The organism is Rhizorhabdus antheiae (assembly GCF_049889055.1).
In the GTDB taxonomy this organism is placed as follows: Bacteria; Pseudomonadota; Alphaproteobacteria; order Sphingomonadales; family Sphingomonadaceae; genus Rhizorhabdus.
The window spans coordinates 598,784-624,175 of the sequence record NZ_JBLTWO010000001.1; the positions used below are offsets into that span (position 1 = coordinate 598,784).

Sequence of the window (25,392 nt, forward strand, 5' to 3'; positions counted from 1 at the left end):
CACGCAACCGCGAGCGCGGCCGCGCCTGCGTCCCACAGCGGCGGACGTTGCGGAGGCCGGGAATGCCCCCTATGGCAGCGCTCATGCCAGTCACGTTCATACGGACCGCCCGATGATTTCCTTTTTCCGCCGTGCCCTCTCCTCGTGGATCGTCCTCGGCCTGCTGGCCCTGATCATGGTCGCCTTCATCATCACCGGGGTCGAATCGCCGTCGATGCTGGGCGGCGGCGGCGGCGGCGCGACCGTCGCCAAGGTCGATGGCAAGAAGATCAGCGCGCTCGAACTCACCAACCGTGTCCGCAACCAGATCGACGGCCTGCGCCGCGAACGGCCGGAGATCGATGCCCAGAGCTTCCTCGCTTCGGGCGGCTTCGAGCAGGTCCTGAACGGCATGATCAACGCCCGCGCCATGGAAGCCTGGGGCAAGGATCAGGGCTTCGCGATCAGCAAGCGCATGGTCGACGCCGAAATCGCGGGCATGCAGGGCTTCCGCAATGTTGCCGGCCAGTTCGACGAGACCGTGATGCGCACCGTGCTCGCCCAGGCCCGCATCAGCGAAAAGGAATTGCGCGCGGACATTGCGGGCGAGATCATCCGCAATCAGATTCTGACTCCCGCAGCGGCGCTCGCGCCGGTGCCGTCGAAGATGGCGCGCCCCTATGCGGCGCTGCTGATGGAGGTCCGCGAAGGATCGGTCGGGATCATCCCGCTGGCGCTGGTGGCAAACAAGACCCCGCCGAGCGACGCCGACGTGGCCGCCGCCTATAAGGCCAACATCGCTGCCTATACCCGCCCCGAGGCGCGCGTGCTTCGCTATGCGGCGTTCGGCGAGGCGCAGCTGGCCGACAAGGCGAAGCCGACCGAGCAGGATATCGCGACCTATTACCGCGAAAATGCCGACAGCTTCGCCGCGCGCGAGACCCGGACGATCGCGCAGATCATCGCGCCGACCCAGCAGGCGGCCCAGACGATCGCCGCCTCCGTCAAGGGTGGCGCCAGCATGGCCGCTGCTGCCGCCAAGGCCGGGCTCGAAGCCTCGACGATCGCAGATCAGCAGAAGAAGGACTATAGCGATTCGGCAGGCGCAGCCGCCGCAGACCAGGCCTTCGCCGCTGCGAAGGGCGCGGTTGTGGGGCCGATCAAGGGGGCGTTCGGCTGGTATGTGCTCAAGGTCGAAGGCGTCGCCGGCAAGCCGGGCAAGACGCTCGACCAGGCCCGCGCCGAAATCCTGCCGGTCCTCCAGCGCCAGAAGATGCAGGAAGCGTTGTCCGAGCTCGCCGGAAAGATAGAGGATGCCATCGCGGACGGCAGCAGCTTCGCCGAAATCGCTGCGGCCAATAAGCTGGCGATCAAGGAAACCCCGGCCCTGCTGTCGAACGGCACCGCGATCGATCAGCCCGGCTGGAAGGCCCCGCCCGAGGTGAGCGCGCTGCTCAAGACCGGCTTCGAGGCCGCGGCCGACGATCGCCCCACGGTCGAGACGGTGATCCGCGACCAGAGCTATGCGCTGATGAACGTCGCGAAGATCATTCCGCCGACACCGCTCCCGCTGGCGCAGGTCCGCGAAGCCGTCATCCGCGACCTGGTCATCAAGCGCGCGCAGCGGCGGGCCAAGGCGGTCGGAGACAAAATCGTCGCGGCCGTCAACGCGGGCACCCCGCTCGCCAAGGCGATGGCCGACAGCGGTGTGGCGCTTCCGCCGGTGCAGCCGAGCCGGGCGCGCCAGCTCGACATCATCAGAGCCCAGCAGGCAGGCCAGCCCATCCCCGAGCCACTACGTGCCATGTTCGCGCTGCAGCCGGGCAAGGCTCGCCTCGTCACCGGCAATCAGGGCGCCTATTTCGTGACCGTTCTGAACAGGGTCGACCGCGGCGACCTGTCGCAGGCGGCGGCGCTCGTCGGCGTCACGCAGCAGGAACTGACCCGCTCCTACACGCCCGAGCTGGGCGACCAGCTGATCCGCGCCGCGCGCGACGAGGTGGACGTGAAGCGCTATCACGACGCCATCACGGCGACCAAGCGCCAGATCGCCACACCGCAATAAGGGACAGGCAAAGGGATGGACGCGCGCGATCAGGCTGCCCTCGAAGCCTTGGCCCGGGGCAAACCGGCGCTCGTCTGGCGTACCCAGGTCGCCGACTGCGACACGCCGGTCGCTGCCGCGCTCAAGCTGATCGTTCCCGGGCGGGGTGATTTCCTGCTGGAGTCGGTCGAGGGCGGCGCCGTACGCGGCCGCTATTCGCTGCTGGGCCTTGCGCCCGATCTGCTGTTCAGAGCGCGAGGTAACAGCGCAGAAATCAACCGCGAATGGGCGACCCGGCCCGACGCGTTCGAGCCGCTGCCTGGCGGCGCGCTGACGGAGATGCGACGGCTGGTGACCAGCTGCCGGATGGACGTCCCTGAAGGACTGCCCCGCGCGCTCGCCTGTCTGGTCGGCTATTTCGCCTATGAAACGATCGGCCTGGTCGAGAAGCTGCCGCGCGCACCCGTCAATCCGCTCGACCTGCCCGACATGCTGTTCGCGCGGCCGACCCTGATCCTGATCTTCGATCGCCTCGCCGACCAGTTGTTCCTCGTCGCGCCTCTGTGGCCAGACAGCCCCGGTTCACCGGAAGCCAAGGTGGCAGGCGCAATCGAGCGAATCGAAGCGCAGGCGGCGACCCTCACGGGCACGCTGCCGCCGCGTCCGACCGTCGATGTGCCCGATCCCTCCACGGTCGCCGCTACGCCGCAGCTTGAACCCGGCCGCTATGCCGCGATGGTGGACCGCGCAAAGGGCTATATCGGTGCGGGAGACATATTCCAGGTCGTGCTCGCCCAGCGCTTCACCGTCGATTTTCCGCTGCCGCCGGTCGACCTCTATCGCGCGCTGCGACGGATCAACCCGTCACCCTTCCTCTATTTCCTCGACCTGCCCGGCTTCGCCCTGATCGGTTCGTCCCCGGAAATTCTGGTGCGGGCACGCGACGGTGAGGTCACGATCCGGCCGATTGCGGGCACCCGCCCGCGCGGCGCGACGTCGCTGGAGGATAGCGCGAACCGCGAGAGCCTGCTCGCCGATCCCAAGGAGCGCGCCGAACATCTGATGCTGCTCGACCTGGGGCGTAACGATGTCGGCCGGGTTGCGGTGGCCGGGACTGTCGAAGTCACCGACAGTTATACGGTCGAGCATTACAGCCATGTGATGCATATCGTCTCGAACGTCGTTGGTCGGCTCGACCCATCCAAGGATGCCCTCGACGCTCTGTTCGCCGGCTTTCCCGCTGGCACGGTTTCCGGCGCCCCCAAGGTCCGCGCCTGCGAGATCATCGCCGAGCTCGAGCCCGAAGCACGCGGCGCCTATGCCGGCGGCGTCGGCTATTTCTCCCCCGACGGGTCGATGGACAGCTGCATCGTGCTGCGTACCGCCGTGGTGAAGGACGGCGTGATGCACGTCCAGGCCGGTGCTGGCATCGTCGCTGATAGCGACCCCGCCTATGAGCAGCGCGAATGTGAAGCCAAGGCTGGCGCCCTGATCGCGGCAGCGCGGGAGGCAATCAAGCATGCCGGCGAGGCAAGCTACGGCCAGTAGCTGTGATGTATTTCACTTTTCAGCAAAAATTCGCAGTTGTGTCGTTTGTGCATCACATCGTTTTTCTTGCTTGCACTCAGGATCGAAATGCTGTGGGAACCGTTACCGCTGTGCCGTAACGGCAGCAGAAAGGGTTTTCACATGCGATTTTTCCTCACGACCACTGCGGCGGCCGGACTGGTAGCCGCGATGGCTGCGAGCGCCGCCTCGGCGCAGGACGTGGCCTCGAGCAACTGGACCGGTTTCTATGTCGGTGGCCAGCTCGGCTATAACTGGCAGCCGACGGACGGCGACGAAGTCGTTTCGTTCGACCGTAACCTCGACGGCAATTTCGGCGACGCCTTCCCGAACTTCTCGCCGGGCTTCTGCGGCGGCGCGCCGACCTCGGCTCGTCCGACCACGGGCTGCTCCAAGGACAATGACTCGACCGCGTGGAAGCTGCACGCCGGCTACGACTATCAGTTCGGCGACACGTCGGGCCCGGTCGTCGGCCTGATCGCGGAATATGGCAAGTCGTACCTGTACGACAACGTCACCGCCTTCAGCACCACTCCGGCCGTTTACAAGCTGCAGGCGAAGCTGAAGAGCGACGGCGCCATCCGCGCCCGCGCCGGTTACTCGTTCGAGACCGGCACGCTGATCTACGGCACCGGCGGTGCGGCCTATGGCAAGATCCGCAACAGCTTCTCGATGTCGAACACGGTCAACAGCGCGACCGTCAACGACCCGACGAAGAATGCCTGGGGCTGGACCTATGGCGGTGGTATCGAGCAGAAGATCGGCAACTTCTCGGTCGGCGCGCTCTACACCTTTACCGCACTGAAGAACAACGACAGCACGGTCCGCATCGGCTCGCTCGCCGGCGTTACAACCGCGACCAACCCGTTCATTGCGCAGAACGCCGCAGGTACCGACTTCCAGCGTTCGTTCAGCAAGTTCGCGTTCCACTCGGTTCGCGCGACCGTCAGCTATCGCTTCTGACGATCGGCTATCGCCTGTAAAAAAGGGCCGACGGAGCGATCCGCCGGCCCTTTTTCTTTGCCTGCGTCAGATGGGCATCGCCACCCCCGGGGGATGGCGATGCGACCTTATTTCTTCAGCTGCACGCCGACATAGCGCGGCGGATTGTTGCCGCGCTGGACGAACAGAAGCACCGAGGGGCGCTTGGCCTTCACCGCCGCATCGATCTGCGCGGCAGCCGCCTGCACGGTCGTGACCGGCATATTGTTGATCTGCAGGATGACGTCGCGGGGCTGGAAGCCATTGGCCGCCGCATCGCTGCTGGGATCGACGAAGCTCACCACAACGCCGCGCAGCGAGGCCGAAAGGCCGAGCCTGCGGGCGATGTCGGGGGTGAGCGTCTGCAGGCCGAGCCCCAGCGAATTGCGGGTCGCCTGATCGGGAGCGGACTGGCCGCTGTCGGGCACGCTGTCGTCCTGATCGGCATCCTGACCGCCGCTGATCAACTGATCTTCGGGCGGACGCTCGCCAAGCGTCACGGTCAGCGTCTTGCGCTGCCCTTCGCGGATCACCTCGACCGGCAGCTTGGCGCCAACGGCGGCCTTGCCCACGATATAGGACAGGGTGTTGTCGGGGGTGATCTCCTGTCCGTCGACCTTGACGATGATGTCGCCCTGACGAATGCCCGCGCGCGCCGCGGCTTCGCCCGGTTCGACACGAGCGACGATCTCACCGCGATCCTTGGGCAGGCCCAGGCTGGCCGCGATGTCCTCGGTCATCGGCTGGATGCCGACGCCCAGATAGCCGCGACGAACGCGCTTGCCGGTCATCAGCTGGTCGATGATCGGCTTTGCCTCCTCGGCCGGAATCGCGAAGCCGATGCCGACATTTCCGCCGGTCGGCGAGAAGATCGCCGTATTGATGCCGATCACATTGCCCTGCAGGTCGAACATCGGACCGCCGGAATTGCCCTGGTTGATCGACGCGTCGGTCTGAATGTAGCGATCATAAGGACCGCTGATCCCGATCGAGCGGTGCAGGGCCGACACGATACCCGCGGTAACGGTGCCGCCCAGACCGAAGGGATTACCGATCGCGACAACCCAGTCGCCGACGCGGGTCCGCGTCGAATCACCGAACTGTACGAACGGCAGGTTCTTCGCCTCGATCTTCAGCAGAGCGAGGTCGGAGGCCTGATCGCGGCCGACGACGGTCGCCTTATATTCCTTGCGATCGGGCAGCGTCACGGTGATCGAGCTGACCACCGCATTGCTCCCGCCCTCGGGCGAGGCCGAGATGACGTGGTTGTTGGTGACGACATAGCCGTCGGCCGAGATGATGAAGCCCGAACCGAGCGAAGTCGCCTCGCGGGTGATCGGCTGGCCGTCCGAACCGCCGCCGCCGAACCGCTTGAAAAGCTCCTCGAACGGCGTGCCCGAAAAGGCGTTGCCGCCGCTGCGGACCTGAATCTTCTGGGTGGTGGAAATGTTCACCACCGCCGGCTGCAGCCGGGCAGCGAGATCGGCGAAGCTCATCGGCGCGCCCGGACGGGGGGCGGCGGCGCTGATAGAACCCGGAGCGTTCTGCGCCACCTGTGCTCCCACAGGCTGCTGCATCGTCAGGGTTGCGGTGGTACCACCTGCCAGCAAGGCCGCGGTGATCGCATAGGCATAACGCACTTTGGCCAACTCCTTAAAACTCCTGTTCTGCTTCTGCCGACATTGCGAGCGGTTTATTTCGGTTCCGATCGCTGAACACCGCTTGAACGGTCGCGTTCCCGCTTGCCGTTCAGCGACGCCCTCTGAACTCGCGCAGATATTCGTTGTCGGGCGAAAGGATCACGTTGGAAGACCCCGGCGCATCGGTGCCATCGGTGCCGAAGGTGACCCGATAGGACTGCATCGCCCGATAGAAATTATAGAAGTCCGGATCCTTGTTGAAGCTCTCGGCATAGGTGCCTGCCGCATTTGCATCCGCCTCGGCGGTGATGATCTGTGCCTGCTTGCGGCCCTCGGCCAGGATCGACCGGGCCTCCTGCTCACGCGCGGTGCGCATGCGGTTGAAGGCGGAATCGAGCGGCGTACCATCGGGCAGGTCGGCGCGCTTGATCCGCACATCGACGATCTGCGCCCCATATTGACGCGCGACACGGTTCAGTCGGGTCTGAATATTGTCCATCACCGCGCCGCGCTCTGGGCTGAGCAGCGCCGCGAAGGGGCGCTTGCCCAGCTCGTTGCGCAGCGACGACCCGAGGATCGGACGCAAAGCCTCCTCCACGCGGCGCTCGGTGCCCGCCGTGATCGACATGCGGAGCGGATCGATGATCCGGTAGCGCGCATAGGCGTCCACCTCGAGCCGCAGCTGATCGGTGGACAGCACCGATTGGCGCTCCATGTCGAAGTTACGTACCCTTTTGTCGATCCAGACGATCTGGTCGATGAAGGGAATCTTGCCGATGATGCCCGCGCCCGTCCGACCGAAATCCTCGTTCGGCTTATAGGCGTTGTAGACGGTCTGCGGCTTCCCGAAGCGCACCACCAGCGCCTGTTTGGTCTCAGGCACGACTGCGAAGCAGCTGCTGATGACGACGACGCCGAAGATGGCACCGATGGCGAGGCCGATGACGTTCCGGCTTGCGAGATTGTCGCTCATATTCATTGCTGCTGCTGCGCCTTCGCTGCCTGCTGGGGCGGCAGGGGGATATAGGGGACGACATTGGGGGCCTCGACCACCGTCTTGTCGGTCTTGGCCAGCACGCGCTCCATCGTCTCATAATACATGCGACGGCGGGTCACCTCGGGCGCCAGACGATATTCGGCATAGACCTTGTCGAAGGCCGCAGCCTCGCCCTCGGCCTTGGCCCCGAGCTGCTGCGAATAGGCCCGCGCCTCGTTGAGATAGGCCTGCGCCTGCTGCTGCGCGGCAGATACCGACTTGAACGCCTCCACCACGGCGGCCGGCGGATCGGCCTGCTTGATTGCCACGCCCTGCACGGTGATGCCCGCGCGATAGCCGTCGAGGATTTCCTGCATACGCTGCTGGACGCGCTGCTCGATCTGGCTGCGCTGCGGGCCCATGGCGTCGTTCAGCGCGACGCGGGCGATCTCGGCGCGCATCGCGCTTTCGGCGACCTCGCCCACCGTTTCTTCCGGATTGGCCAATTCGTAGATGAAGAGTTCGGGATCGCGGATATTCCAGCGCACCGAATAGGCCAGGTCGATGATGTTCTGATCGCCGGTCAGCATCAGATTCTGACCCGTGCCGCCGCCTTCGGGGATATCCTTCACGCGGATGTCCTCGATGTCGATCTTGGTGACCCGGTCGATCGGCGAGGGGAAGGTGAACTGCATGCCGGGGCCAAGCGTCTTGGCATAGGAGCCAAGGCGGGTGACGACACCGCGCTGCTGGGGGTCGATGCGGTGGCTGCTGGTCCACAGCACCCAGATCAGCAACAGCCCACCGACGCCCCAGAGGAGAAGCCGGCCGGCATCTGGCTCGGGTCCACCGCGCCCGCCAAAGCGCGCCCGTCCGCGACGCACCAGTTCGTCGATCGCGGAGCGTCCGGCAGGTCCGCGACCGGGCCGACCGCGCGGGGGTTGGTTCCAGGGGTTGGGCTCGTCTCCGCCGCCGCCCGATCCTCCGCCGCCCCAGGGGCCGCCCTCGTTGAGAAGGGGCTGGCCGGGCATTGCGCTGCTTTCGCTATCGTTCATGCATTCATTATAGGAGGCGATCGGCGGAAAAACAGTGCCCTTTGGTCGACGAAGCCCTATTTGCTGCCGCCATGGATATCGCTGAATCGCTCGCCGCCGCCCTCGACCGCATCCTCGACCCGATTTCCGGCAAGGGGCTCCTCGCTTCTGGCCGTGCGGCGCCGCCCCGGTTCGACACGGGAACGGCGAGTGTCGTGCTCGACGTGACCGGCCTGTCCGCCGACGCGCGCACGCGGATCGAGGCCGGGGTCAAGCAGGCGCTGTCGTCCGTCGAGGGCGTCGAGACGGTCCGTGTCGCGATGACCGCCGAGAAGCGCGGGCGCAAGATCATCGCGGTCGGGTCCGGCAAGGGCGGGGTGGGCAAGTCCACCCTGTCGGCCAATCTCGCCATCGCGCTCATGAAACTCGGCCACAAGGTCGGGCTGGTCGATGCCGACATTTACGGGCCGTCACAGTCCCGGCTATTGGCGACCGAAGGCGTCCGCCCGACGGCCCAGGGGCAGAAGATGGATCCGGTCCTCTCCCCGCACGGAATCCCGATGCTGTCGATGGGACAGCTGGTGAAGCCCGGACAGGCGGTCGCCTGGCGCGGGCCGATGGCCGCGAATGCGTTGGGCCAGCTGATCGACGCCGAATGGGGCGACACCGATCTGCTCATCCTGGACCTGCCGCCGGGCACCGGCGACGTGCAGCTGACGATGGTCCAGAAGTACAAGCCGGCAGGCGCGATCATCGTCTCGACCCCGCAGGACCTGGCCCTGATGGATGCGACGCGCGCGATCGACTTCTTCCGCCAGGCGTCGGTGCCGGTGATCGGCATGATCGAGAATATGGCGGGCTATGCCTGCCCCCATTGCGGCGAAATCTCCGATCCGTTCGGCCAGGGCGGGGCACAGGCAGCCGCCAAATCGATGGATCTCGATTTCCTCGGCCGCGTGCCGCTCGACATCGCGATCCGCACCGCATCCGATGCCGGACGCCCGCCGGCCGCGCATGAGGACGACGAACTGTTCGCTCCGCTCGCCCGGAGGATCGCCGACTGGTTGAAGGCGCCGCGATCGATCGCATCTTGAGGGCTTGGGCAACAGGAGAGCGCAATGCCGATCACCGAGGACGACGACCTTCGGCAGCTGATGCGCGAGACCCGGCACATCGCGATGGTCGGCGCCAGCGACCGGCCCGATCGTGCGAGTTTCGGCGTCATGCGCTTTCTGCTGTCGCACGGTTATGAGGTAACGCCGGTCAACCCGCAGCTGGCGGGTCAGACGATCCACGGCCGGACGGTCGTCGCTGCGCTCGAACAGGTGTCGCAGCCGATCGACCTTGTCGACATCTTCCGCAACACGGCAGCGGCGGGGCCGGTCATCGACGAGGCCATTGCCGCAGGCGCGAAGGCCGTGTGGACCCAGTTGGGCGTGACGCCGAAAGAGGCGATCGAGCGAGCCGAGGCGGCCGGCCTGAAGGCGGTGGTCGATCGCTGCCCGGCGATCGAGATTCCCCGCCTCGGACTTTGAGGGCCGGGCCCTGCCAGCCTAACGGATGCCAGCCTAACGGATGCCAGCCTAACGGATGATCGCACGCGCGGCGCGCGCCGAGAGCCGCTCGACGGCATCGGCATGGATCGCCGGGGCCGTTGCCAACACGCCGAACTGCTCGCCCTTGGTGCTGTTGTAGCGCAGCGGGCGCCCCATCGCGTCGGTCACCACAGCACCCGCCTCCTGCGCGATCAGCGCAGCGGCAGCGATATCCCATTCATTGCCCCAGCGCAGCGTCGCCAGCAGGTCGGCGCGGTCGGCGGCGACCATCGCAATGCGCAGCGCGATCGAGTTGGGCTTGCCGACGGTGACGAGATCCGCGTCCGCGCGGGCCAGCACATCGGCGGGAACGCGCGCTCCGGGCAAGCTCGCCCGGGCCGAAGCACGGATCGGCTCCCCGTTGAGATAGGCCCCGCGCCCCGCCTGCGCGCGCCAATGCTCGCCGCGCGCCGGAGCGTCGAGCACGCCGATCACCGGACGGCCACCCTCGACCAGCGCGATCGACACCGCCCAGCCTTCACGGCCGCGCACATAGTCGCGGGTGCCGTCGATCGGGTCGACCACCCAAACGCGGACGCAATTGAGCCGTTCGGCGCTGTCCGCGGTTTCCTCCGACAGCCAGCCCGCCTCGGGATCAAGCGCCATCAGCCGCTCGCGGAGCAGCGCATCGGCGGCGAGATCGATATCGCACACCGGACTGCCCGGCACCTTGTCCCAATATTTGAAGTCTCCCCGCCACGAGGCATGCGCCATCGCGCCGACTTCGGCCGCGATCGCGCTCACCGCGTTAAGGAGGGTGTCAGGCACCGGCGACGGTCATCCCGTCGATGCGCAGCGTGGGAACATCCACGCCACGGCGGAACTCCAGATCCGATGCCGGAGTCATCTCGCGGAACATATCCTTGAGATTGCCAGCCACGGTGATCTCCGCCACCGGCTCGGCCAGCTGGCCATCACGGATGACATAGCCCGACGCGCCACGGCTGTAATCGCCGGTCACGCCATTGACGCCCTGGCCGATCAGCTCGGTGACATAGACGCCCAGCTTGATGTCAGCGATCAACTGCTCGACCGAGAGGACGCCGGCTTCGAGATAAAGGTTGGTCAGCCCTGCGCCGGGCGGGCCACCAATGCCGCGCGTCGCATGGCCGGTCGGCTCGAGCCCAAGCTGCCGCGCCGAGGCCGAATCGAGCACCCAGCCCGTGAGCACGCCGTCGGCGATGATGTCGCGCGGCACGGTCGGCAAGCCTTCTCCGTCGAAGGGCTTGGACCGCAGCCCGCGCAGCCGGTGCGGATCGTCGCGGACGACGATGCCCGACGCGAACACCTGCTCGCCCAGCCGGTCGAGCAGGAAGCTCGTCCTGCGCGCCACCGCCGAACCGGTGATGGCACCGGCAAGATGCCCCAGCAGGCTCGATCCGACGCGCGGGTCGAAGATGACCGGCATCGCGCCGCTCGCCAGCCGGCCGGGGTTCAGCCGCTTCACCGCCCGCTCGCCCGCACGCCGCCCGATCGCCGACGCGGCTTCCAGATCGGACAGGTGGCGCGTCGAATGATAGGCATAGTCGCGCTGCATCGCCCCGCCCTCGCCGGCGATCACGCTGGCATGGCAGCCATAGCCGCTGTTCGAATAGCCGCGGGCGAAGCCGGCGCTGGTCGCCAGCGCAATCAGCGTGCGACTCGCCGAAGCGCCTGCGCCTTCGCTGTTGGTCACGCCCGCGATCGCGCGCGCCGCGTCTTCCGCCTCTTCAGCCCTCGCGCGCAGCGCGGCGGGCGAAGGATCGGCGCCGTCGTCACCATCGACCTCGGCAGCCTCGCCGCGCAGCAGGCGCTCTTCGGGCGCGAGGCCGGCAAAGGGGTCTTCGGGGGCTTCGCGTGCCATGGCGACCGCGCGGTCGACGAGCGCTGCCAGCGCATCGGCGGACAGGTCAGACGACGAGACGCTGGCCGATCGCTTGCCGACGAACAGGCGCAGGCCGATCTCCTCGCCCTCCGAGCGCTCGACATCTTCGAGCGCGCCGAGGCGCACCGAGATCTGGGTCGAATTGTTGCAAAGATAGAGCGCGTCCGCCGCGTCGGCGCCGGCCTTGCGGGCGGCGGCCACGAGTTCGGCGGTACGGTCTTGGGCTTCGGAGAGGGTCAGCATCGGGGCGACTTAGGTATCGGCACCGTAAAGGTCAAATGGCCGGAGGTGTTTATCGGCCCGGATCCGTTCAGGCGGTGGCCCCGACCACGAGGCAGGCAAGGAACATCAGCAGGCCGGCGAAGCGGTTGGACCGGAAGCGCCGCAGGGCGTCGGCCGGATCGTGCCGGTCGAGCCCCGACAGCTGCCAGCCGAAATGCAGCGCGAGCGGAAGCAGGGCCGCCAGCCCCAAAAGCTGCGGCCGGATCTGCCAGAAGGCGGCACCCCAAAGGCAGAGGGCGATCGCATAACAGAGACCTATGCCGAGGCGGGCGCGAGCGCCCAGCGCGCGCGCTGACGACTTGACCCCCGCCAGAGCGTCGTCCTCGATATCCTGCAGCGCATAGATGGTGTCATAGCCGATCACCCAGAAGATCGACCCGCCATAGAGCAGCCACAGCGCAGGGCCGAAGCCGCCCGTCACCGCCGGCCAGCCGACCAGCGCCGCCCAGGAGAAGACGATGCCGAGCCACGCCTGCGGCCACCAGGTGATCCGCTTCATGAAGGGATAGGCAGCGACCGCCCCCAGGCTGGCAAGCGCAGTGATCGCAGCGACGAGGTTCAGTTGGAGCAGCACGATCAGACCGAACAGGCACAGCAGCAGCAGCCAGATCCAGGCCGCCTTGAGGCCGACCCGGCCGCTCGCCAACGGGCGGGCGGCGGTGCGCGCCACCTTCCGGTCGAGGTCGCGGTCGACGATGTCGTTATAGACGCAGCCGGCACCGCGCATCACGATCGATCCGAAGGCGAACCAGAGGATCAGGTCCCACCGCTCGAACGCCTTGCCCGCCAGCGCGATCGCCCAGGCACCCGGCCAGAAGAGAAGCCAGCTGCCGATAGGACGGTCGAAGCGGCCGAGCAGCCAGAAGGGCCGGATCGATGCGGGCAGGCGACCGGCAACCCCGCGCAGTTCGCTGTCGGGTATGATTTGCTCGACTTCCTCGATCATGGGCGGCAGTTAGGACAAAAGCCCCGCCTCCGGAAGTCCCATGGCCCAGACCCCCGCCTGGCCCCCCGCCAGTCTCACCCGTCTCTATATCGATCAGCCGCTCAGCGCCGGCCTCGGCCTCGTCATCGATGGGGGACAAGCTCATTATCTGGGCTCGGTGATGCGGCTCAAGGCGGGCGACTGCATCGCCCTTTTCGACGACGTCAGCGGCGAATGGCGCGCTATGATCGAAGCTGTCGGCAAGCGTGCCGTATCGGTGCGCGTCGAGGAGCGAACCCGCGAGCGCGAAGCGGTGCCCGACCTGTGGCTGATCGCCGCGCCGATCAAGAAAGGTCGGATCGACTGGATCGCGGAGAAGGCCTGCGAACTCGGCGTGGCGCGCCTCCAGCCCGTCATCACCCAGCGGACGATCGTCGACCGCCTTAACCTCGACCGGCTCCGCGCGCATATGATCGAGGCGGCAGAGCAATGCGAGCGCACCGCCCTGCCCCGGCTCGACGAACCCGTGAAGCTGTCGGCCTTTCTGAAGGACTGGCCCGCCGATCGCATGCTGATCTTCGCCGACGAGGAAGGCGGCGCACCGATGGCCGAGGTCGCCCGGCCGGGACCCGCCGCGATATTGATCGGTCCTGAAGGCGGTTTCACGCCTGACGAACGCACCGCCATAAAGGCGCTGCCCCAGGCGGTGGGGGTTTCGCTGGGGCCGCGCATCCTGCGCGCCGACACCGCGATGGCTGCCGCGATTTCGGTGTGGATGGCGCTGGCGGGGGACTGGCGCTGAGCAATCAGCGCTAGCAAGGTACCGATCGGTCCGCTATGGCGCGGCCATGAGCACGCGCAAGGCCGCCGAAGGCGAAGATCCCATTGTCGAATCCCGCGACGACCTGATCTCGGTCTTCGTTGACGGCGAGAAGCCGAAATCCGATTGGCGCATCGGCACCGAGCATGAGAAGTTCGTCTTCTTCGAGGACTCACACCGCGCGCCCTCCTATGAAGAGCGCGGCGGCATCCACGCGCTGCTGATCGGGCTGACCAAATATGGCTGGGAACCGGTCTATGAGGGCGACAAGATCATCGCCCTCGAAGGTGCCGACGGCAATGTCAGCCTCGAACCGGCCGGACAGTTCGAACTGTCGGGCGCACCGCTCGACAATATCCACCAGACCTGCGCCGAGACCGGTCGCCACCTCGAACAGGTGAAGGCGGTCGGCGAGCGTCTCGGCATCGGCTTCCTCGGCCTCGGCCTGTGGCCCGACAAGACCCGGCAGGAACTGCCGATCATGCCCAAGGGCCGCTACGACATCATGCTGCGCCACATGCCGCGCGTCGGATCGATGGGCCTCGATATGATGCTGCGCACCTGCACCATTCAGACCAACCTCGACTATTCGAGCGAGTCGGACATGGTCCGCAAATTCCGCCTGAGCCTCGCGCTCCAGCCGCTGGCGACCGCACTGTTCGCTAACTCGCCCTTCCTCGAGGGCAAGCCCAATGGCTTCCTCAGCTATCGCAGCCATATCTGGACCGACACCGATCCGCACCGCACCGGCATGCTGCCCTTCGTGTTCGAAGATGGCTTCGGCTATGAGCGCTATGCCGATTATATGCTCGACGTGCCGATGTATTTCGCCTTCCGCGACGGCTATGTCGACGCGGCAGGGCTCAACTTCCGCGACTTCATGGCCGGCAAGCTGCCGGTCCTGCCCGGCGAGAAACCCACGATCGCCGACTGGAAGGACCATCTGTCGACGGCCTTCCCCGAGGTGCGGCTCAAGAGCTTCCTCGAGATGCGTGGCGCCGATGGCGGGCCGCATGGTCGGATCTGTGCCCTGCCCGCCTTCTGGGTCGGCCTGCTCTATGACGACGCGGCGATGGACGCGGCCTGGGACGAGGTCAAACATTGGACGATCGAGGATCACCAGCGCATCCGTGACGAGGTGCCGAGGTTCGGCCTCAAGGCCCGCGGCCCCCGCGGCCGGACGCTTCAGGAACTGGCCGGTACGATCCTCGACATCGCGGCGAGCGGCCTGCGCGCGCGTGCGCGCCTCAACGGCGCGGGCGATGACGAGACCGGCTATCTCAATCCGCTGCGGGAGATCGTCGCCACGGGCAAAACCCCGGCGGAGCAGTTGCTGGAGAGCTATCATGGCGAATGGCAGGGCGACATCAGCCGCGCTTATGCGGACGCCCGATTCTGACACCGCAGGACAGTGGCTCGACTGCAACAATTAACCGTAAAAGCGCCTGACAGGCCGGCGCGAAATAATCGGGACATGTTTAGGACGCGGACTCGGCTAGCGTACAACTACGCTATCGGATAGGAAGCTGTTGCTGCGTCGGCAGGGACAATCGCTTCAAGGCGAGCCCTTTCGCAGGAGGGGAATGCACCGGTGAAAGTCCGGTAACGGCGTGCAGGACGTGGTGGCTGCGGTAAAATCGAGGCTTGGAAATATTCAGGCCCGAGCCGGGGGATCCGGCCCGCAGCACCACCGCATTTTTTCCATCCGACCTCCACGACACCGGCCTGAACGGTCGTCCGCTCGCCCGTGGCACGGGCAACCCGATCGGTTCGGGTGATCACCCTGGTTAGCGCCGCATAAACCTCGATCGGAATCTATCGGATTTCCGCCCTTCTTCTCATGCGCCAGGCCGCTCGACGGTGAATTTCGCGGTCACCAGTCCCGCCAACCATCAGGCAAGAGGGACAGGAATAGGCTTCCGGGTATCGATCCCGTGGAGCACATCATGCGTCTCGACCCGCGCAAGAGGAACATCGCGAAGCTGGCGGCCGCTCTTGGCCTCGCCCTTGCCGCCCCGTTCGTGCAAGGCGCAACCGGTTTCGACAACAATCTGAACCAACGGCTTCTCGCCAGCCACAATCGCGAGCGCGCCTCTTTGGGCATCCCGCCGCTGGCGTGGAACGAACTGCTCGAGCGCGACGCCCGACTTTATGCCCAGCATCTCGTTCGCGTCGGCTATCTGGTGCACTCGGAGGACCCCCCCGGCGAGACCGATCCGCAGGGCGAGAATCTCTGGGCCGGAACGCGTGGCTATTACGGGCCCGAATCGATGGTGGGCCTGTGGATCTCCGAGAAGGACGACTTCAAGGAGGGCATTTTCCCCAACAACAGCGTCAGCGGCGATCTGGAAAAGGTCGCCCATTATACGCAGGTGATGTGGCGCTCGTCGCGCGCCGTGGGCTGCGCGGTGGCGCATGGCCGTGCCGACGATTTTCTCGTCTGTCGCTACAGCGAAGGCGGCAATGTGATTGGCGAGCGGCCCTTCTGAGGCGCAGCGCACTCACGGCGGCTGATTCCAGTCAGAGGCTGTAAAGCGGGCGGCCGCAATGCCGCCCTGCCATCAGATCAGGATGGCTGGACGCCGGTCGCAGTCGACGTGCCATTGCGCCGGTAGGACACCCGCGCGACGCCGCCGATCAGCCCGAAGCCAAGCATCAGCTGCACCCAGGTCGACGGCTCCGGAACGCCCGACGAGTCGGGGGGCGGGACGCCGCCCGACGGCGGAACAAAGATGCGCGGGGTCAGCGGCACCGCAGCATCGGGGGGCGGGGCTTCGGCAACCTGGAGCGGAGTCGATTCCATCGGCACCGGCGTGACCGTGGGCAGGTTGGACAGGGCGAAGGGCGTGACGCTGGGGCAAGGGCTATCGGCTGAAGCGACCTGCATGCCTTCCTCGGGCGCCGCGCGAACGCGGGTCTTCGGCTTGGCATATTGGCGTGGCTGCGTGGCCTTGTGGACCGCATCGCGCACCTGCGGAACTCCAAGGCTGAGCGCGGTGGTGCCGGCGACCGGACAGACGCAGGTCATCAGCAATTTGGCGGCCTTGGACGCTACTGCTTCTTTCAACATGCAATACTACCCCAAACACCCCAGCACGTGATACGACAAGCTTCTATCACAAATGCAGCGCGGCACAAAATCGCACTGGTGAAGCCGGTGGTAAACTAATGCAAAGTCCTTGCCGAATTGTGCACTAGGATCGCGCAGGGCGGGTCCCCACCTGTTCGACGCGGTTTCGATCGGCTATGCACCACCCACGACATCGATTGGCTCGCCCGACGCTGCGCCGCACGCATGTGGCACATGATCGGAACGAGAGATCGGGACTGACGGGGCGTGAGTAGCATGACGGGCGACATGGTGAGGAGGCGGGAGCCTGGGGTTCGTCCCGAACGCTACGGCCTCGCCGATCTTGCGCCGCTGCTTTCGGCGCTACGACATCGCTGGCTGCTCGTGCTCGGCGGCCTGCTGATCGCGCTTCCCACACTGTACGGAGTCGCGACCCAGAGCTGGGTGACCGAGCAGGGCGCCCACGGCCCGATCGTTCTGGCGACCGGCCTGTGGCTGTTCTGGCGCCGCTGGACCGAAGCGCGTGCCGTCGCAACGCCGGGAAGGACGCGCACCGCGATCGCATTTTACCTGATCCTGATCCCCCTTTACGTCACCACCCGCATCATCAACGTGATCGAGATCGAAGGCTTTCTGATGTACGGCCTGCTGCTGACCAGCGCCTATTGGCTGGTGGGGTGGACGGCGTTGCGGGCGATGTGGTTTCCCATCCTCTACACCGCCTTCATCTTCCCGCCGCCGGACACTGTCGTCGCGATGGTCACCCAGCCGCTCAAGATCGCCATCTCCGAGGTTGCGATCCGCCTGCTCTACAATCTCGGTTATCCGATCGCGGGATCGGGCGTGACGATCATCATCGGCCAGTATCAACTGCTGATCGCGGCGGCCTGTGCCGGCCTCAACTCGCTTATCAGCCTGTCGGCGATCGGTCTGTTCTACATCTACATCCGGCACAATGCGAACTGGCGCTACGCCCTGCTGCTGATGGCGGCGATCGTCCCGGTCGCCGTGCTCGCCAATTTCGTGCGGGTGCTCGCGCTGATCATGATCACTTATTATCTCGGCGACGAGGCCGCCCAGGGCTTCCTCCACAATTTTTCCGGTCTGACCATGTTCCTGTTCTCGGTCCTGTGCATCTTCGCCGTCGATGCGCTCGCCTCGCCGCTGCGCGACCGTCTGGCGCGGAGAGCGGGAACGTGACGGACAAGACCGGCACCGTGCCTCCCGAACGGGAAGGCCTCGTCACGCGACGCTCGATGATCGCCGGAGGCCTGCTCGCAGCGACGGCGGCGATCGCGAATTCGCGCCGCCCCGATGAGCCCTTCCTGATGCTGCCGGGAAAGCCGCAGCTCAACCCGCTCTTCCCTCTGAAGGTGGGCGACTGGGAATATCAGACAAGCAGCGGGCTGGTGCTCCCCCCGCCGGACCAGCTGAGCGACCGGCTCTACAACGCCATCATCACCCGCTATTATGCGTCTCCGAACGGCCTGCCGGTGATGATGCTGGTGGCCTATAACGGGGTGCAGGACGGGATGCTTCAGGTGCATCGGCCCGAAGTCTGCTATCCCGCCGCCGGCTACCGGATCGAGGAGGAGCGGATCGTGCCGCTCGACGCCGGACGCGGCGTGCGCGTGCCGGGCCATTATCTGGCGACCCGCAGCGTCAGCCGCTTCGAACAGCTGATCTACTGGACCCGCATCGGCAACGACTTTCCGACCGAATGGTGGCAGCAGCATTGGGCCGTCGCGAAAGAGAATCTGAAGGGGCGTGTTCCCGACGGCGTGCTGATCCGCTTTTCCACCGCAGCCCCCGATGACGACACAGCGATCGCCACGCTGAAGCGCTTCCTGGATTCGCTGTTCGCACAGCTCGGTCCCACTGGGCGTCGCCTGCTGTTCGGCGAAGCGGGCGCACCACTTCCCCGACGCTGAGGCTGATCGACGAGTTAGTCGACCGGCTTGTCGAGCGGGCGCAGCGCTATGTGGATGTAGGCCAACGTGCCGACGATCACCGCGCCGGCCAGGAGGTGGTAGGCCAGCCCCCGGCCCGCCACCGCCTCGTTGCCGAAATAGTTGGCGACCGCACAGCCGGCCGAGGCCGCCAGATATTGGAACATCGAATCCCCCGGCGGCCGGTCGCCGACCGAGCGCTGCAGGAAGAGCACGACGAGCCCGGCGAAGATCGCCACGGTCAGCCAATCGTAAACTGTTTCCAACCCGAGGCCCTCCGCGCCATTTTGGCGCCATATCGACTTGTCGGCGCCCCACGCAATCATGTAGCACCCTTTCATTCGGGACTGTCAAACAGGCGTCGGGGGAAGAGAAGTGAAAGTGAAGGCTGCCCTCTTAAGCGGCGTGGTCGCGGCAGGATTGCTGCTGAGCGCCTGCCACAAGGAACCCAAGGGCCAGATTCTCGCTATCGTCAATGGCGAGGAAATCTCGATGCAGGAGCTCAACGCCGAGCTGCAGGGCGCCCGCATTCCGGACAACGCCGACCGCGCCAAGATCCGCAAGGAGGTGCTGCAGCGCCTGATCGATCGCAAGCTGATCGTCCAGAAGGCGCGCGAACAGGGTCTCGACAAGACCCCCGAATTCGTCGCGCAGCAGCGCCGTCTTGAGGAGAATCTCCTCGTCAGCCTGCTCGGCCAGAAGATCGCGGCGACCGTCCCGATGCCCGACGACCGCGACATCACCCAGTATATCGCCGACAATCCCAGCCAGTTCTCGGGCCGCCAGCGCCTGCTGCTCGACCAGATCCAGTTCGCGGCCCCCAAGGACCCCAAGCAACTGCTGCTGCTGCGTGATGCCCATTCGCTCGACGATGTGGCGGCCGGTGTGCAGAAGCTCGGCCTCGCCATGTCGCGCGGCAAGGGCGTGATCGACACCGGCCGGCTCGACCCGCAGATGGTCGAGATCATCGACAAACTGCCGCCGGGCGAGCCCTTCGTGCTGCCCTCGAACGGGCAATATGTCGCCAGCGTGATCGTCGGCCGCGACAGCACGCCGACTCCCGGCAACGTCGCCCGCCTGGCCGCCGCCGAGGTCGTCCGTCGCAGGGCACTGGTTGCGGAGAGCAAGGCTCAGGTCGCCCGTGCTCGCACCGGCGCCGAGATCCAGTATCAGCCGGGCTACGAACCCGACAAATCGGCGATCAAGGCCTCGCAGGCAAAGGCCCAGAAGAAGTAAGCAACGCCTTTCCGGCGCGCTATCGAAAAGGGCCATCCCGCACATTCGGGGTGGCCCTTTTCATGTCCTGTCAGCGGAATGCCCCAGGCTGAGCCCGCTCAATAGGCGTTGCGGTCCCAGATGACACGCCAGACCGTCTCGAGCATGATCCGCAGGTCGAGCAGGAAGGACCAGTTCTCGATATAATAGGTGTCATATTCCACACGGCGCTTGGCGCGCTCGATGGTGGCGATCTCTCCGCGCAGACCCCTGACCTGCGCAAGGCCGGTGATGCCGGGCTTCACCCGATGGCGCGCCGCATAGCCGCGCACCGCATCGAAATAATAGGTGTCGCCGACCTTCATCTCGGTCGCATGCGGCCGGGGTCCGACGATCGACATCTCGCCGGTGAGCACGTTGAACAGCTGCGGCAGTTCGTCGATCGACAGGCGGCGGATGATGCGGCCGACCGGGGTGACGCGGTCATCCCCCTTCACGGTCCGCGCCGCACCGCTCTGGTCCTGCCGCTCGACGTACATCGAGCGGAATTTCAACACCTTGATCCGCACATTGTTGAAACCGAAACGCTCTTGCCGGAACAGCACCGGTCCTGGACTGGTGAGCTTGACCAGCAGCGCCGTAAGCAGCAGCAACGGTGAGAGAAGAACGAGGCCGACGAAGGCCAGCACGCGATCCTCCACCGCCTTGACGATGCGGTGGAAGTCGCGGATCGGCCGCTGCCAGAGGGCGAAGAGCGGGACCGATCCGATGAAACGCATCGTATATTGCTGCGACAGGTCGAGCGCCTCGCGCGGCATCAGACAGATGTCGACCGAAACCTGCTGAAGCCGCTCGGTAATCTGATCGAGCCGAGCCTGGCTGATCATCGGCAAGGCGACGATCACCATGTCCACGTCGCCCTTGGCGATCCGCGCGACCAGCGCGTCGAGCCCGCCCAGAAAGGGCACCGACCAGGGCGCCGCGCTCATGATGCGGGTCGAACGGTCGTCGGCCACTCCGACCACCGAAACATAAGGCAGCCTTTCGAGGTCGAGCAGCCGCAGGACGCGGTCGCAGCTGGACTGCTCGGCGCCGTAGATCACGATCCGCTGACCGATGAAACCGGCCTGGACAAGATGCCAGACGAGCTTGCGGACGAGGAATCGGCTGACGAACAGCAGCGCAGGGGTAAGAGTCAGATAGACGAGCGCGAGCCCGGTCGAGAAGGGCTTGGCCTGGCCGATCTGCCAGATCGTCGCATAGACGAGCAGCACCGCGAGGAGGAATTCGAAGGCGACCGCCTGATCACTGTCACCGCCGCGGCCCATCGGATGGGCATAGCTGTTGCGGGACAGGCGGATCAGGAAGAAGTTGACCGAGACGATCACCGCGACGTTGAGATGCCGCTCGAAGAAATATTGCGGCCCGAGCAGAGCTTCATAGACCAGTGGCGTCGCCAGCGCGCCCGCGACCAGGCACAACAGGTCGACCACGAGGATGATCGTGGCGATCACGTTGGACGTGAAGCGATATTTGCGCGAGGTCGGCACCGCACCGTCCGATTCGCTGTTAACCATGGTCAGCATGTGGCGACGTCTCTGCCACAGGAGCGGGAGGTCCGAACAGCGGCAATAGCCGCCGATGCCCGACCGTTTTGGGACGAACCGAGCGCCGCACGGCGCGACAAAAGGGTGGCGCGGATCTTCTGGCCTCCGGGAAGCTGCTCGAGGGCATCCATCGCTTCGTCGACGCATTCGCTGTCGCGCAGATCGAGGCAGAGCTCCGCGCGCTGCCGCCAGCCGCTCGACGACCTGGGATTGTCTCGGGAAAACCGCTTCGTGGCATCAAGCGCCACCCGGTCCCGGCCCTTGCCCCGCAAATAGCCGACATAGGCTTTCAGCATCTCCGGATCGTCGCCGAGATCGTTCATCGCGCTCGCATAGCTGTTGTCGGCCAGGATTGGTTCGCCCCGGCGGACGTGGATGTCCGCCAATGCCACGCGCGCCTCGGCGATCTTCGGATTGTCCCGCACCAGCACCTGCGCATCCTTCAACGCCTGTGACAGGTCGCCCGTCCGGGTCGACACGCGCACCCGCATCAGCAGCGCCCGGGGATTGTTCTCATCGAACCGCAATATCCGGTCGACCATCCGCCGCGCCTCGCCGCCGCGCCCCAGCCCGCTCAGCGCGCCGGCATAGAGGACGTCCGCCTCGACATTGGGCGCGCTGATCGTCTCGCGATCGACGAACGGCCGCAGAAGCCGTTCCGCGTCGGCATAGCGCTGCCGGTCGAGCAGCAGATGGGCAAGCGCCATCTTGAGCGGGCGATCGCCGCTGCGCGCGACGAACCGGCCGAGCAGGTCGATATCGACCTTGTCGGCGCCGACCTCGGTCCACATGTCGACGATCCGCTGCTCGAGCTCCTGGTCGCCGGGATGGCGGCGGATCAGGCGCGCCAGCATGGCCAGGGCGCGATCGGGCCGTCCCTTTTCGTAGAGAAGACGGGCATATTCGATCCGCAGGTCGACATTGTCCGGCATCAGCGTGAACAGCCGCGCAAAGGTCCGCGCGGTCGCTGGAAAGTCGGCATTGCCCGAATGCAGGTCGAGCAGCGCAAGCAGCTTCGGAATGGACTCTCCGTCCTTCACGACGGACTGTTCGACGATGCGGATCGCCTGCTGGCGGTCGCCACCCAGGTTGACCGTTCGGGCCAGCAACAGGGTCGCCCCCTCATTGGTCGGATCGATTTCCAGCATGCCCTGCGCGATGGCCTTGGCCTTTTCGACCTCCCGACGCTCTACCGCGACCGACCCCTTGACCAGCTGCATGCGCAGCGAGCGGGGCTGTTTCTCCAATATCTTGTCCGCGAGCCTCTCGGCATCGTCATAGGAGCCGCCCGAATAAGACAGCTCGGCCATGGTCTGGATCGCCTCGCCATTGTCCGGGTCGAGTTCGACCACGCGATTATAGGCGTCATAGGCCTGCAGCAGCCGGCCGTCCGCCAGTTCGAGCCGCGCCAGCCGGGCCCAATATTCGGGCACATCGTCCTGCGCCGCCAGGACCCGGTTGATCTCCACTCGCGCCGAATAGAGATCGCGCCGCGCATAATAGATGTCGAAGCGGGTTGCAGCCTTGGAGGCCTTCTCCTCGGCCGAACCGCAGGCGACGAGCGTCATCGGCAGCAGCATGGCTGCCGCGAAGATGCGAGCCGTCCCGAAAGCCATCTCTTGCCAGCCATCCTTTTCGCACCGATTACAGACCGGCAATCCGTAGCGATCAATAGGGCAAAGCGTAAACTATGGTTCGGACCGACGTCGCGATCGTGGTGATCGGCCGAAACGAAGGGGCCCGCTTGCTGCGCAGCCTGGCGTCCACACAGGGCTGGCAGAGCCTCTATGTCGATTCCGGATCGATCGATGGCAGCGCCGAGGCGGCACGGCGCGCTGGCATAACCGTGATCGAGCTGTCGGCCGAGCGCGGCTTTTCCGCGGCGCGGGGGCGCAATGCCGGGCTCGATCGGCTGCTGGCCGATCCGGCGATCCGCTACGTCCAGATGCTCGACGGAGACTCCGCTCTCGAACCCGGCTGGATCGCGCTCGCCACCGACCGCCTCGACCGCGAGCCCGAACTCGGCGCGCTGTTCGGGCGGTTGCGCGAGCGCGAGCCCGACGCCAGCATCTATGGCTGGATGTTCGACCGCGAATGGGACGTTCCCGCCGGGCCGGCGCCGGTGTTCGGCGGCAGTGTGCTGTTGCGCGTCGAGGCAATCCGTCATGCGGGCGGCTATCAGGACGACATGATCGCCGGAGAAGACCCGGACTTCGCGCTGCGCCTGCGCATGGCGGGCTGGCAGATCGAATGTATCGACGCGCCGATGGCAGTCCACGACGGCGACATGGTCCGCTTTCGCCAATGGTGGCGCCGGACGATGCGCGCCGGCCATGCCTTCGCCGAACTGGTCGATCGCCATCCCGGTTCGACCCTGCACGATTATGGCCGGAGCAGGGCGCGGATCCTCTTCTGGGCCGGGCTGCTTCCGCTGGCTGCGGTCGCGAGCCTTCTCGCGGCGATCCTGCTCGATCCGCGCGCCATTGCCGGCACCGTGCTGGTGCTCGCATTGCTGGCCCTCAACCTCGTGCGGATCGCCGTTCGCGAGACGCATCGCCACGGCATCCGGCGCGGCGTGCCCTTCGCGCTGTTCCTGACGCTCGGAAAATATGCGGAGATGGTCGGCCTGCTGTCCTACTGGCGCAACCGCCGCCGCGACCGCGCGCCGACCCTCATCGAGTATAAAAGGTCATGATCGACGCTCTCGCCTGGCTGGTCGTGCTGCCTTCGATGCTCGCGCTGGCGATCCTCTCGATCGAACTGGGCGCGGCGCAGCTACGCCCCAGGACGCGGCCGTGGACCAGATCCGCCGACCTGACAATTCTGATCCCGGCGCATGACGAGCAAGCCGGGATCGCGCGCTGCATCGAAGCGGTCCGCGCGTCCGCGCCGCCCGGAAGCTCCATCCTCGTCGTCGCCGACAATTGCTCCGATCGAACCGCCAGGATCGCCCGCGCAGCGGGGGCCGAGGTGATCGAACGGCACGATCCGGTCCAGCGCGGCAAGGGCCATGCGCTGGGTTTTGCCCGCCGCCATCTGCGCGCCGCGCCTCCCGCGATCGTGGCGGTGCTCGATGCCGATTGTGCGATCGAGGGGGACGGTCTGGCGCGGCTCGCCGGGACGGCCGCCGCGCTCAACCGCCCGGTCCAGTCGGCCTATCTGTTTCGGCCCATCCCCGATCGCGGTCCGCTTGTCGCTGTCTCCGGCTTCGCCCTGCTCCTCCGCAATCTCGTCCGCCAGCGCGGGCTGGCGTGGATCGGCGCACCAGCCCTGCTGACCGGTTCGGGCATGGCCTTTCCCTGGCGCTGCTTCGATGCGGCCCCGCTCGATACCGACGACATTGCCGAGGACCTGAACATGGGGATAGCGCTCGCCCAGCTGGGCATGGCGCCGGTCTTCCTGCCGCAGGTGACGACCTGGTCCGATCCTGCCGCACGCTTGGCCACCTTCGGCCAGCGCACCCGTTGGGAGCAGGGCTTCCTGCGCGGCGCCGTCCGCCATGCGCCGCACTTGCTGCTGTCGGGCGAAGGGCCGCTGCTGTGGCTGGGCCTGCATCTATGCGTGCCACCGCTTGCCCTGCTGGGCCTGCTTTGCGCTGCCAGCCTGCTGGTCTCGGGAGGGCTGATCACGCTCGGGGCCTCGGGCTCGGCTGCCCTGGGATTGATAGCCCTGCTAGTCGCCGCAGCGGGACTGGTTCTGCTCGGCTGGTGGCGCTTCGGCCGCGCACAAGCCAGCGCCCGACAATTGCTGCTCGCGCCTGCCTATATCCTTTGGAAGCTGCCCCTCTATCTCGGCGCGATCCGCAAGCCCGAACGGATGTGGAAGCGCACGCCGCGCGACTGACC

General features: G+C 66.2%; 23 protein-coding genes. 13 read left to right on the top strand and 10 right to left on the bottom strand.

All coding sequences use genetic code 11. The features are described from left to right. Positions 1-112: 112 nt before the first annotated feature. The 3 genes from ACNI3R_RS02755 to ACNI3R_RS02765 all read left to right on the top strand — a co-directional run bounded on the left by ACNI3R_RS02755 (position 113) and on the right by ACNI3R_RS02765 (position 4,552). Positions 113-2,044 (top strand): peptidylprolyl isomerase, encoded by a 1,932-nt coding sequence (locus ACNI3R_RS02755; protein WP_426179698.1) that lies wholly within the window; start codon positions 113-115, stop codon positions 2,042-2,044. A gap of 15 nt (positions 2,045-2,059) precedes the next feature. Continuing rightward, entirely contained in the window at positions 2,060-3,571 is a 1,512-nt protein-coding gene (locus ACNI3R_RS02760) for an anthranilate synthase component I family protein (protein WP_426179700.1), read from the top strand. Between the two features lie 141 nt (positions 3,572-3,712). After that, the gene (locus ACNI3R_RS02765; RefSeq protein WP_426179702.1) at positions 3,713-4,552 is read left to right on the top strand and encodes an outer membrane protein; all 840 of its coding nucleotides are present in this window, start codon (positions 3,713-3,715) and stop codon (positions 4,550-4,552) included. Positions 4,553-4,659: 107 nt separating this feature from the next. Here the strand turns inward: ACNI3R_RS02765 and ACNI3R_RS02770 are convergent, their stop codons facing one another. The 3 genes from ACNI3R_RS02770 to hflK all read right to left on the bottom strand — a co-directional run bounded on the left by ACNI3R_RS02770 (position 4,660) and on the right by hflK (position 8,241). Continuing rightward, positions 4,660-6,210 (bottom strand): Do family serine endopeptidase, encoded by a 1,551-nt coding sequence (locus tag ACNI3R_RS02770; RefSeq protein WP_426179704.1) that lies wholly within the window; start codon positions 6,208-6,210, stop codon positions 4,660-4,662. Between the two features lie 109 nt (positions 6,211-6,319). Further along, positions 6,320-7,189, bottom strand: a complete 870-nt coding sequence (gene hflC / locus ACNI3R_RS02775) for a protease modulator HflC (RefSeq protein ID WP_426179706.1) — start codon at positions 7,187-7,189, stop codon at positions 6,320-6,322. Then, complete coding sequence (hflK, locus tag ACNI3R_RS02780; RefSeq protein ID WP_296619060.1) at positions 7,186-8,241, bottom strand: FtsH protease activity modulator HflK; 1,056 nt, start codon at positions 8,239-8,241, stop codon at positions 7,186-7,188. The genes hflC and hflK overlap by 4 nt, the downstream gene beginning before the upstream one ends. Before the next feature lie 299 nt (positions 8,242-8,540). On the opposite strand from hflK, the gene ACNI3R_RS02785 reads away from it, so the two are divergent. Then, the gene (locus tag ACNI3R_RS02785; RefSeq protein WP_426180254.1) at positions 8,541-9,314 is read left to right on the top strand and encodes an Mrp/NBP35 family ATP-binding protein; all 774 of its coding nucleotides are present in this window, start codon (positions 8,541-8,543) and stop codon (positions 9,312-9,314) included. 24 nt (positions 9,315-9,338) lie between these two features. Next, entirely contained in the window at positions 9,339-9,755 is a 417-nt protein-coding gene (locus ACNI3R_RS02790; protein WP_426179707.1) for a CoA-binding protein, read from the top strand. A gap of 48 nt (positions 9,756-9,803) precedes the next feature. Here ACNI3R_RS02790 and ACNI3R_RS02795 read toward each other — a convergent pair whose 3' ends face one another. The 3 genes from ACNI3R_RS02795 to ubiA all read right to left on the bottom strand — a co-directional run bounded on the left by ACNI3R_RS02795 (position 9,804) and on the right by ubiA (position 12,907). Then, complete coding sequence (locus tag ACNI3R_RS02795; RefSeq protein WP_426179709.1) at positions 9,804-10,583, bottom strand: 3'(2'),5'-bisphosphate nucleotidase CysQ; 780 nt, start codon at positions 10,581-10,583, stop codon at positions 9,804-9,806. Continuing rightward, positions 10,576-11,922 carry a TldD/PmbA family protein gene (locus ACNI3R_RS02800; protein WP_426179711.1) on the bottom strand — a complete coding sequence of 449 codons (1,347 nt, stop codon included), beginning with the start codon at positions 11,920-11,922 and terminating at the stop codon, positions 10,576-10,578. Before ACNI3R_RS02800 ends, ACNI3R_RS02795 begins: the two co-directional genes overlap by 8 nt. Before the next feature lie 67 nt (positions 11,923-11,989). Beyond that, a complete protein-coding gene (gene ubiA / locus ACNI3R_RS02805; protein WP_426179713.1) occupies positions 11,990-12,907 on the bottom strand; it encodes a 4-hydroxybenzoate octaprenyltransferase in 918 nt (305 codons plus the stop codon). Positions 12,908-12,947: 40 nt separating this feature from the next. Between ubiA and ACNI3R_RS02810 the strand changes: the two genes are divergently transcribed. The 3 genes from ACNI3R_RS02810 to ACNI3R_RS02820 all read left to right on the top strand — a co-directional run bounded on the left by ACNI3R_RS02810 (position 12,948) and on the right by ACNI3R_RS02820 (position 16,195). Then, a complete protein-coding gene (locus tag ACNI3R_RS02810) occupies positions 12,948-13,688 on the top strand; it encodes a 16S rRNA (uracil(1498)-N(3))-methyltransferase (RefSeq protein ID WP_426179715.1) in 741 nt (246 codons plus the stop codon). Between the two features lie 46 nt (positions 13,689-13,734). Further along, positions 13,735-15,105, top strand: coding sequence for a glutamate--cysteine ligase (locus ACNI3R_RS02815; RefSeq protein ID WP_426179716.1), 1,371 nt, complete (start codon positions 13,735-13,737; stop codon positions 15,103-15,105). A 547-nt stretch (positions 15,106-15,652) separates the two neighbouring features. Then, positions 15,653-16,195 carry a CAP domain-containing protein gene (locus ACNI3R_RS02820; RefSeq protein WP_426179718.1) on the top strand — a complete coding sequence of 181 codons (543 nt, stop codon included), beginning with the start codon at positions 15,653-15,655 and terminating at the stop codon, positions 16,193-16,195. A gap of 77 nt (positions 16,196-16,272) precedes the next feature. Here the strand turns inward: ACNI3R_RS02820 and ACNI3R_RS02825 are convergent, their stop codons facing one another. Then, positions 16,273-16,776: a PEPxxWA-CTERM sorting domain-containing protein gene (locus ACNI3R_RS02825; protein ID WP_426179720.1), complete on the bottom strand. Its 504-nt coding sequence runs from the start codon at positions 16,774-16,776 to the stop codon at positions 16,273-16,275. A 276-nt stretch (positions 16,777-17,052) separates the two neighbouring features. On the opposite strand from ACNI3R_RS02825, the gene xrtV reads away from it, so the two are divergent. Both xrtV and epsI read left to right on the top strand, forming a co-directional pair. Beyond that, positions 17,053-17,976, top strand: coding sequence for an exosortase V (xrtV, locus tag ACNI3R_RS02830; protein WP_426180256.1), 924 nt, complete (start codon positions 17,053-17,055; stop codon positions 17,974-17,976). After that, the gene (gene epsI, locus ACNI3R_RS02835; protein WP_426179722.1) at positions 17,973-18,707 is read left to right on the top strand and encodes an exosortase-associated protein EpsI, V-type; all 735 of its coding nucleotides are present in this window, start codon (positions 17,973-17,975) and stop codon (positions 18,705-18,707) included. Before xrtV ends, epsI begins: the two co-directional genes overlap by 4 nt. 14 nt (positions 18,708-18,721) lie before the next feature. Here the strand turns inward: epsI and ACNI3R_RS02840 are convergent, their stop codons facing one another. Continuing rightward, entirely contained in the window at positions 18,722-19,051 is a 330-nt protein-coding gene (locus ACNI3R_RS02840) for an XrtV sorting system accessory protein (RefSeq protein WP_426179724.1), read from the bottom strand. A 55-nt stretch (positions 19,052-19,106) separates the two neighbouring features. Between ACNI3R_RS02840 and ACNI3R_RS02845 the strand changes: the two genes are divergently transcribed. Further along, positions 19,107-19,961, top strand: a complete 855-nt coding sequence (locus ACNI3R_RS02845) for a SurA N-terminal domain-containing protein (RefSeq protein ID WP_426179725.1) — start codon at positions 19,107-19,109, stop codon at positions 19,959-19,961. 98 nt (positions 19,962-20,059) lie between these two features. Here ACNI3R_RS02845 and ACNI3R_RS02850 read toward each other — a convergent pair whose 3' ends face one another. Beyond that, complete coding sequence (locus ACNI3R_RS02850; protein ID WP_426179727.1) at positions 20,060-21,526, bottom strand: undecaprenyl-phosphate glucose phosphotransferase; 1,467 nt, start codon at positions 21,524-21,526, stop codon at positions 20,060-20,062. Beyond that, positions 21,520-23,163: a tetratricopeptide repeat protein gene (locus tag ACNI3R_RS02855; RefSeq protein ID WP_426179729.1), complete on the bottom strand. Its 1,644-nt coding sequence runs from the start codon at positions 23,161-23,163 to the stop codon at positions 21,520-21,522. The genes ACNI3R_RS02850 and ACNI3R_RS02855 overlap by 7 nt, the downstream gene beginning before the upstream one ends. Positions 23,164-23,237: 74 nt before the next feature. Here ACNI3R_RS02855 and ACNI3R_RS02860 point away from each other — a divergent pair, with 74 nt between their 5' ends. After that, the gene (locus tag ACNI3R_RS02860) at positions 23,238-24,242 is read left to right on the top strand and encodes a glycosyltransferase family 2 protein (RefSeq protein WP_426179731.1); all 1,005 of its coding nucleotides are present in this window, start codon (positions 23,238-23,240) and stop codon (positions 24,240-24,242) included. Next, positions 24,239-25,390, top strand: coding sequence for a glycosyltransferase family 2 protein (locus ACNI3R_RS02865; protein ID WP_426179732.1), 1,152 nt, complete (start codon positions 24,239-24,241; stop codon positions 25,388-25,390). The genes ACNI3R_RS02860 and ACNI3R_RS02865 overlap by 4 nt, the downstream gene beginning before the upstream one ends. Positions 25,391-25,392 lie beyond the last annotated feature (2 nt).

What these genes read in the sequence shown, in the direction of transcription:
- ACNI3R_RS02860 (WP_426179731.1), top strand. Translation starts at nt 23,238, where the DNA reads ATGGTTCGGACCGACGTCGCGATCGTGGTGATCGGCCGAAACGAAGGG.
- ACNI3R_RS02820 (WP_426179718.1), top strand. Translation starts at nt 15,653, where the DNA reads ATGCGTCTCGACCCGCGCAAGAGGAACATCGCGAAGCTGGCGGCCGCT.
- ACNI3R_RS02855 (WP_426179729.1), bottom strand. Translation starts at nt 23,163, where the DNA reads ATGGCTTTCGGGACGGCTCGCATCTTCGCGGCAGCCATGCTGCTGCCG.
- ubiA (WP_426179713.1), bottom strand. Translation starts at nt 12,907, where the DNA reads ATGATCGAGGAAGTCGAGCAAATCATACCCGACAGCGAACTGCGCGGG.
- ACNI3R_RS02755 (WP_426179698.1), top strand. Translation starts at nt 113, where the DNA reads ATGATTTCCTTTTTCCGCCGTGCCCTCTCCTCGTGGATCGTCCTCGGC.
- ACNI3R_RS02785 (WP_426180254.1), top strand. Translation starts at nt 8,541, where the DNA reads ATGACCGCCGAGAAGCGCGGGCGCAAGATCATCGCGGTCGGGTCCGGC.
- ACNI3R_RS02865 (WP_426179732.1), top strand. Translation starts at nt 24,239, where the DNA reads ATGATCGACGCTCTCGCCTGGCTGGTCGTGCTGCCTTCGATGCTCGCG.
- ACNI3R_RS02760 (WP_426179700.1), top strand. Translation starts at nt 2,060, where the DNA reads ATGGACGCGCGCGATCAGGCTGCCCTCGAAGCCTTGGCCCGGGGCAAA.
- hflC (WP_426179706.1), bottom strand. Translation starts at nt 7,189, where the DNA reads ATGAATATGAGCGACAATCTCGCAAGCCGGAACGTCATCGGCCTCGCC.
- ACNI3R_RS02810 (WP_426179715.1), top strand. Translation starts at nt 12,948, where the DNA reads ATGGCCCAGACCCCCGCCTGGCCCCCCGCCAGTCTCACCCGTCTCTAT.
- ACNI3R_RS02765 (WP_426179702.1), top strand. Translation starts at nt 3,713, where the DNA reads ATGCGATTTTTCCTCACGACCACTGCGGCGGCCGGACTGGTAGCCGCG.
- ACNI3R_RS02850 (WP_426179727.1), bottom strand. Translation starts at nt 21,526, where the DNA reads ATGCTGACCATGGTTAACAGCGAATCGGACGGTGCGGTGCCGACCTCG.
- hflK (WP_296619060.1), bottom strand. Translation starts at nt 8,241, where the DNA reads ATGAACGATAGCGAAAGCAGCGCAATGCCCGGCCAGCCCCTTCTCAAC.
- xrtV (WP_426180256.1), top strand. Translation starts at nt 17,053, where the DNA reads ATGACGGGCGACATGGTGAGGAGGCGGGAGCCTGGGGTTCGTCCCGAA.
- ACNI3R_RS02815 (WP_426179716.1), top strand. Translation starts at nt 13,735, where the DNA reads ATGAGCACGCGCAAGGCCGCCGAAGGCGAAGATCCCATTGTCGAATCC.
- ACNI3R_RS02825 (WP_426179720.1), bottom strand. Translation starts at nt 16,776, where the DNA reads ATGTTGAAAGAAGCAGTAGCGTCCAAGGCCGCCAAATTGCTGATGACC.
- ACNI3R_RS02840 (WP_426179724.1), bottom strand. Translation starts at nt 19,051, where the DNA reads ATGATTGCGTGGGGCGCCGACAAGTCGATATGGCGCCAAAATGGCGCG.
- ACNI3R_RS02800 (WP_426179711.1), bottom strand. Translation starts at nt 11,922, where the DNA reads ATGCTGACCCTCTCCGAAGCCCAAGACCGTACCGCCGAACTCGTGGCC.
- ACNI3R_RS02790 (WP_426179707.1), top strand. Translation starts at nt 9,339, where the DNA reads ATGCCGATCACCGAGGACGACGACCTTCGGCAGCTGATGCGCGAGACC.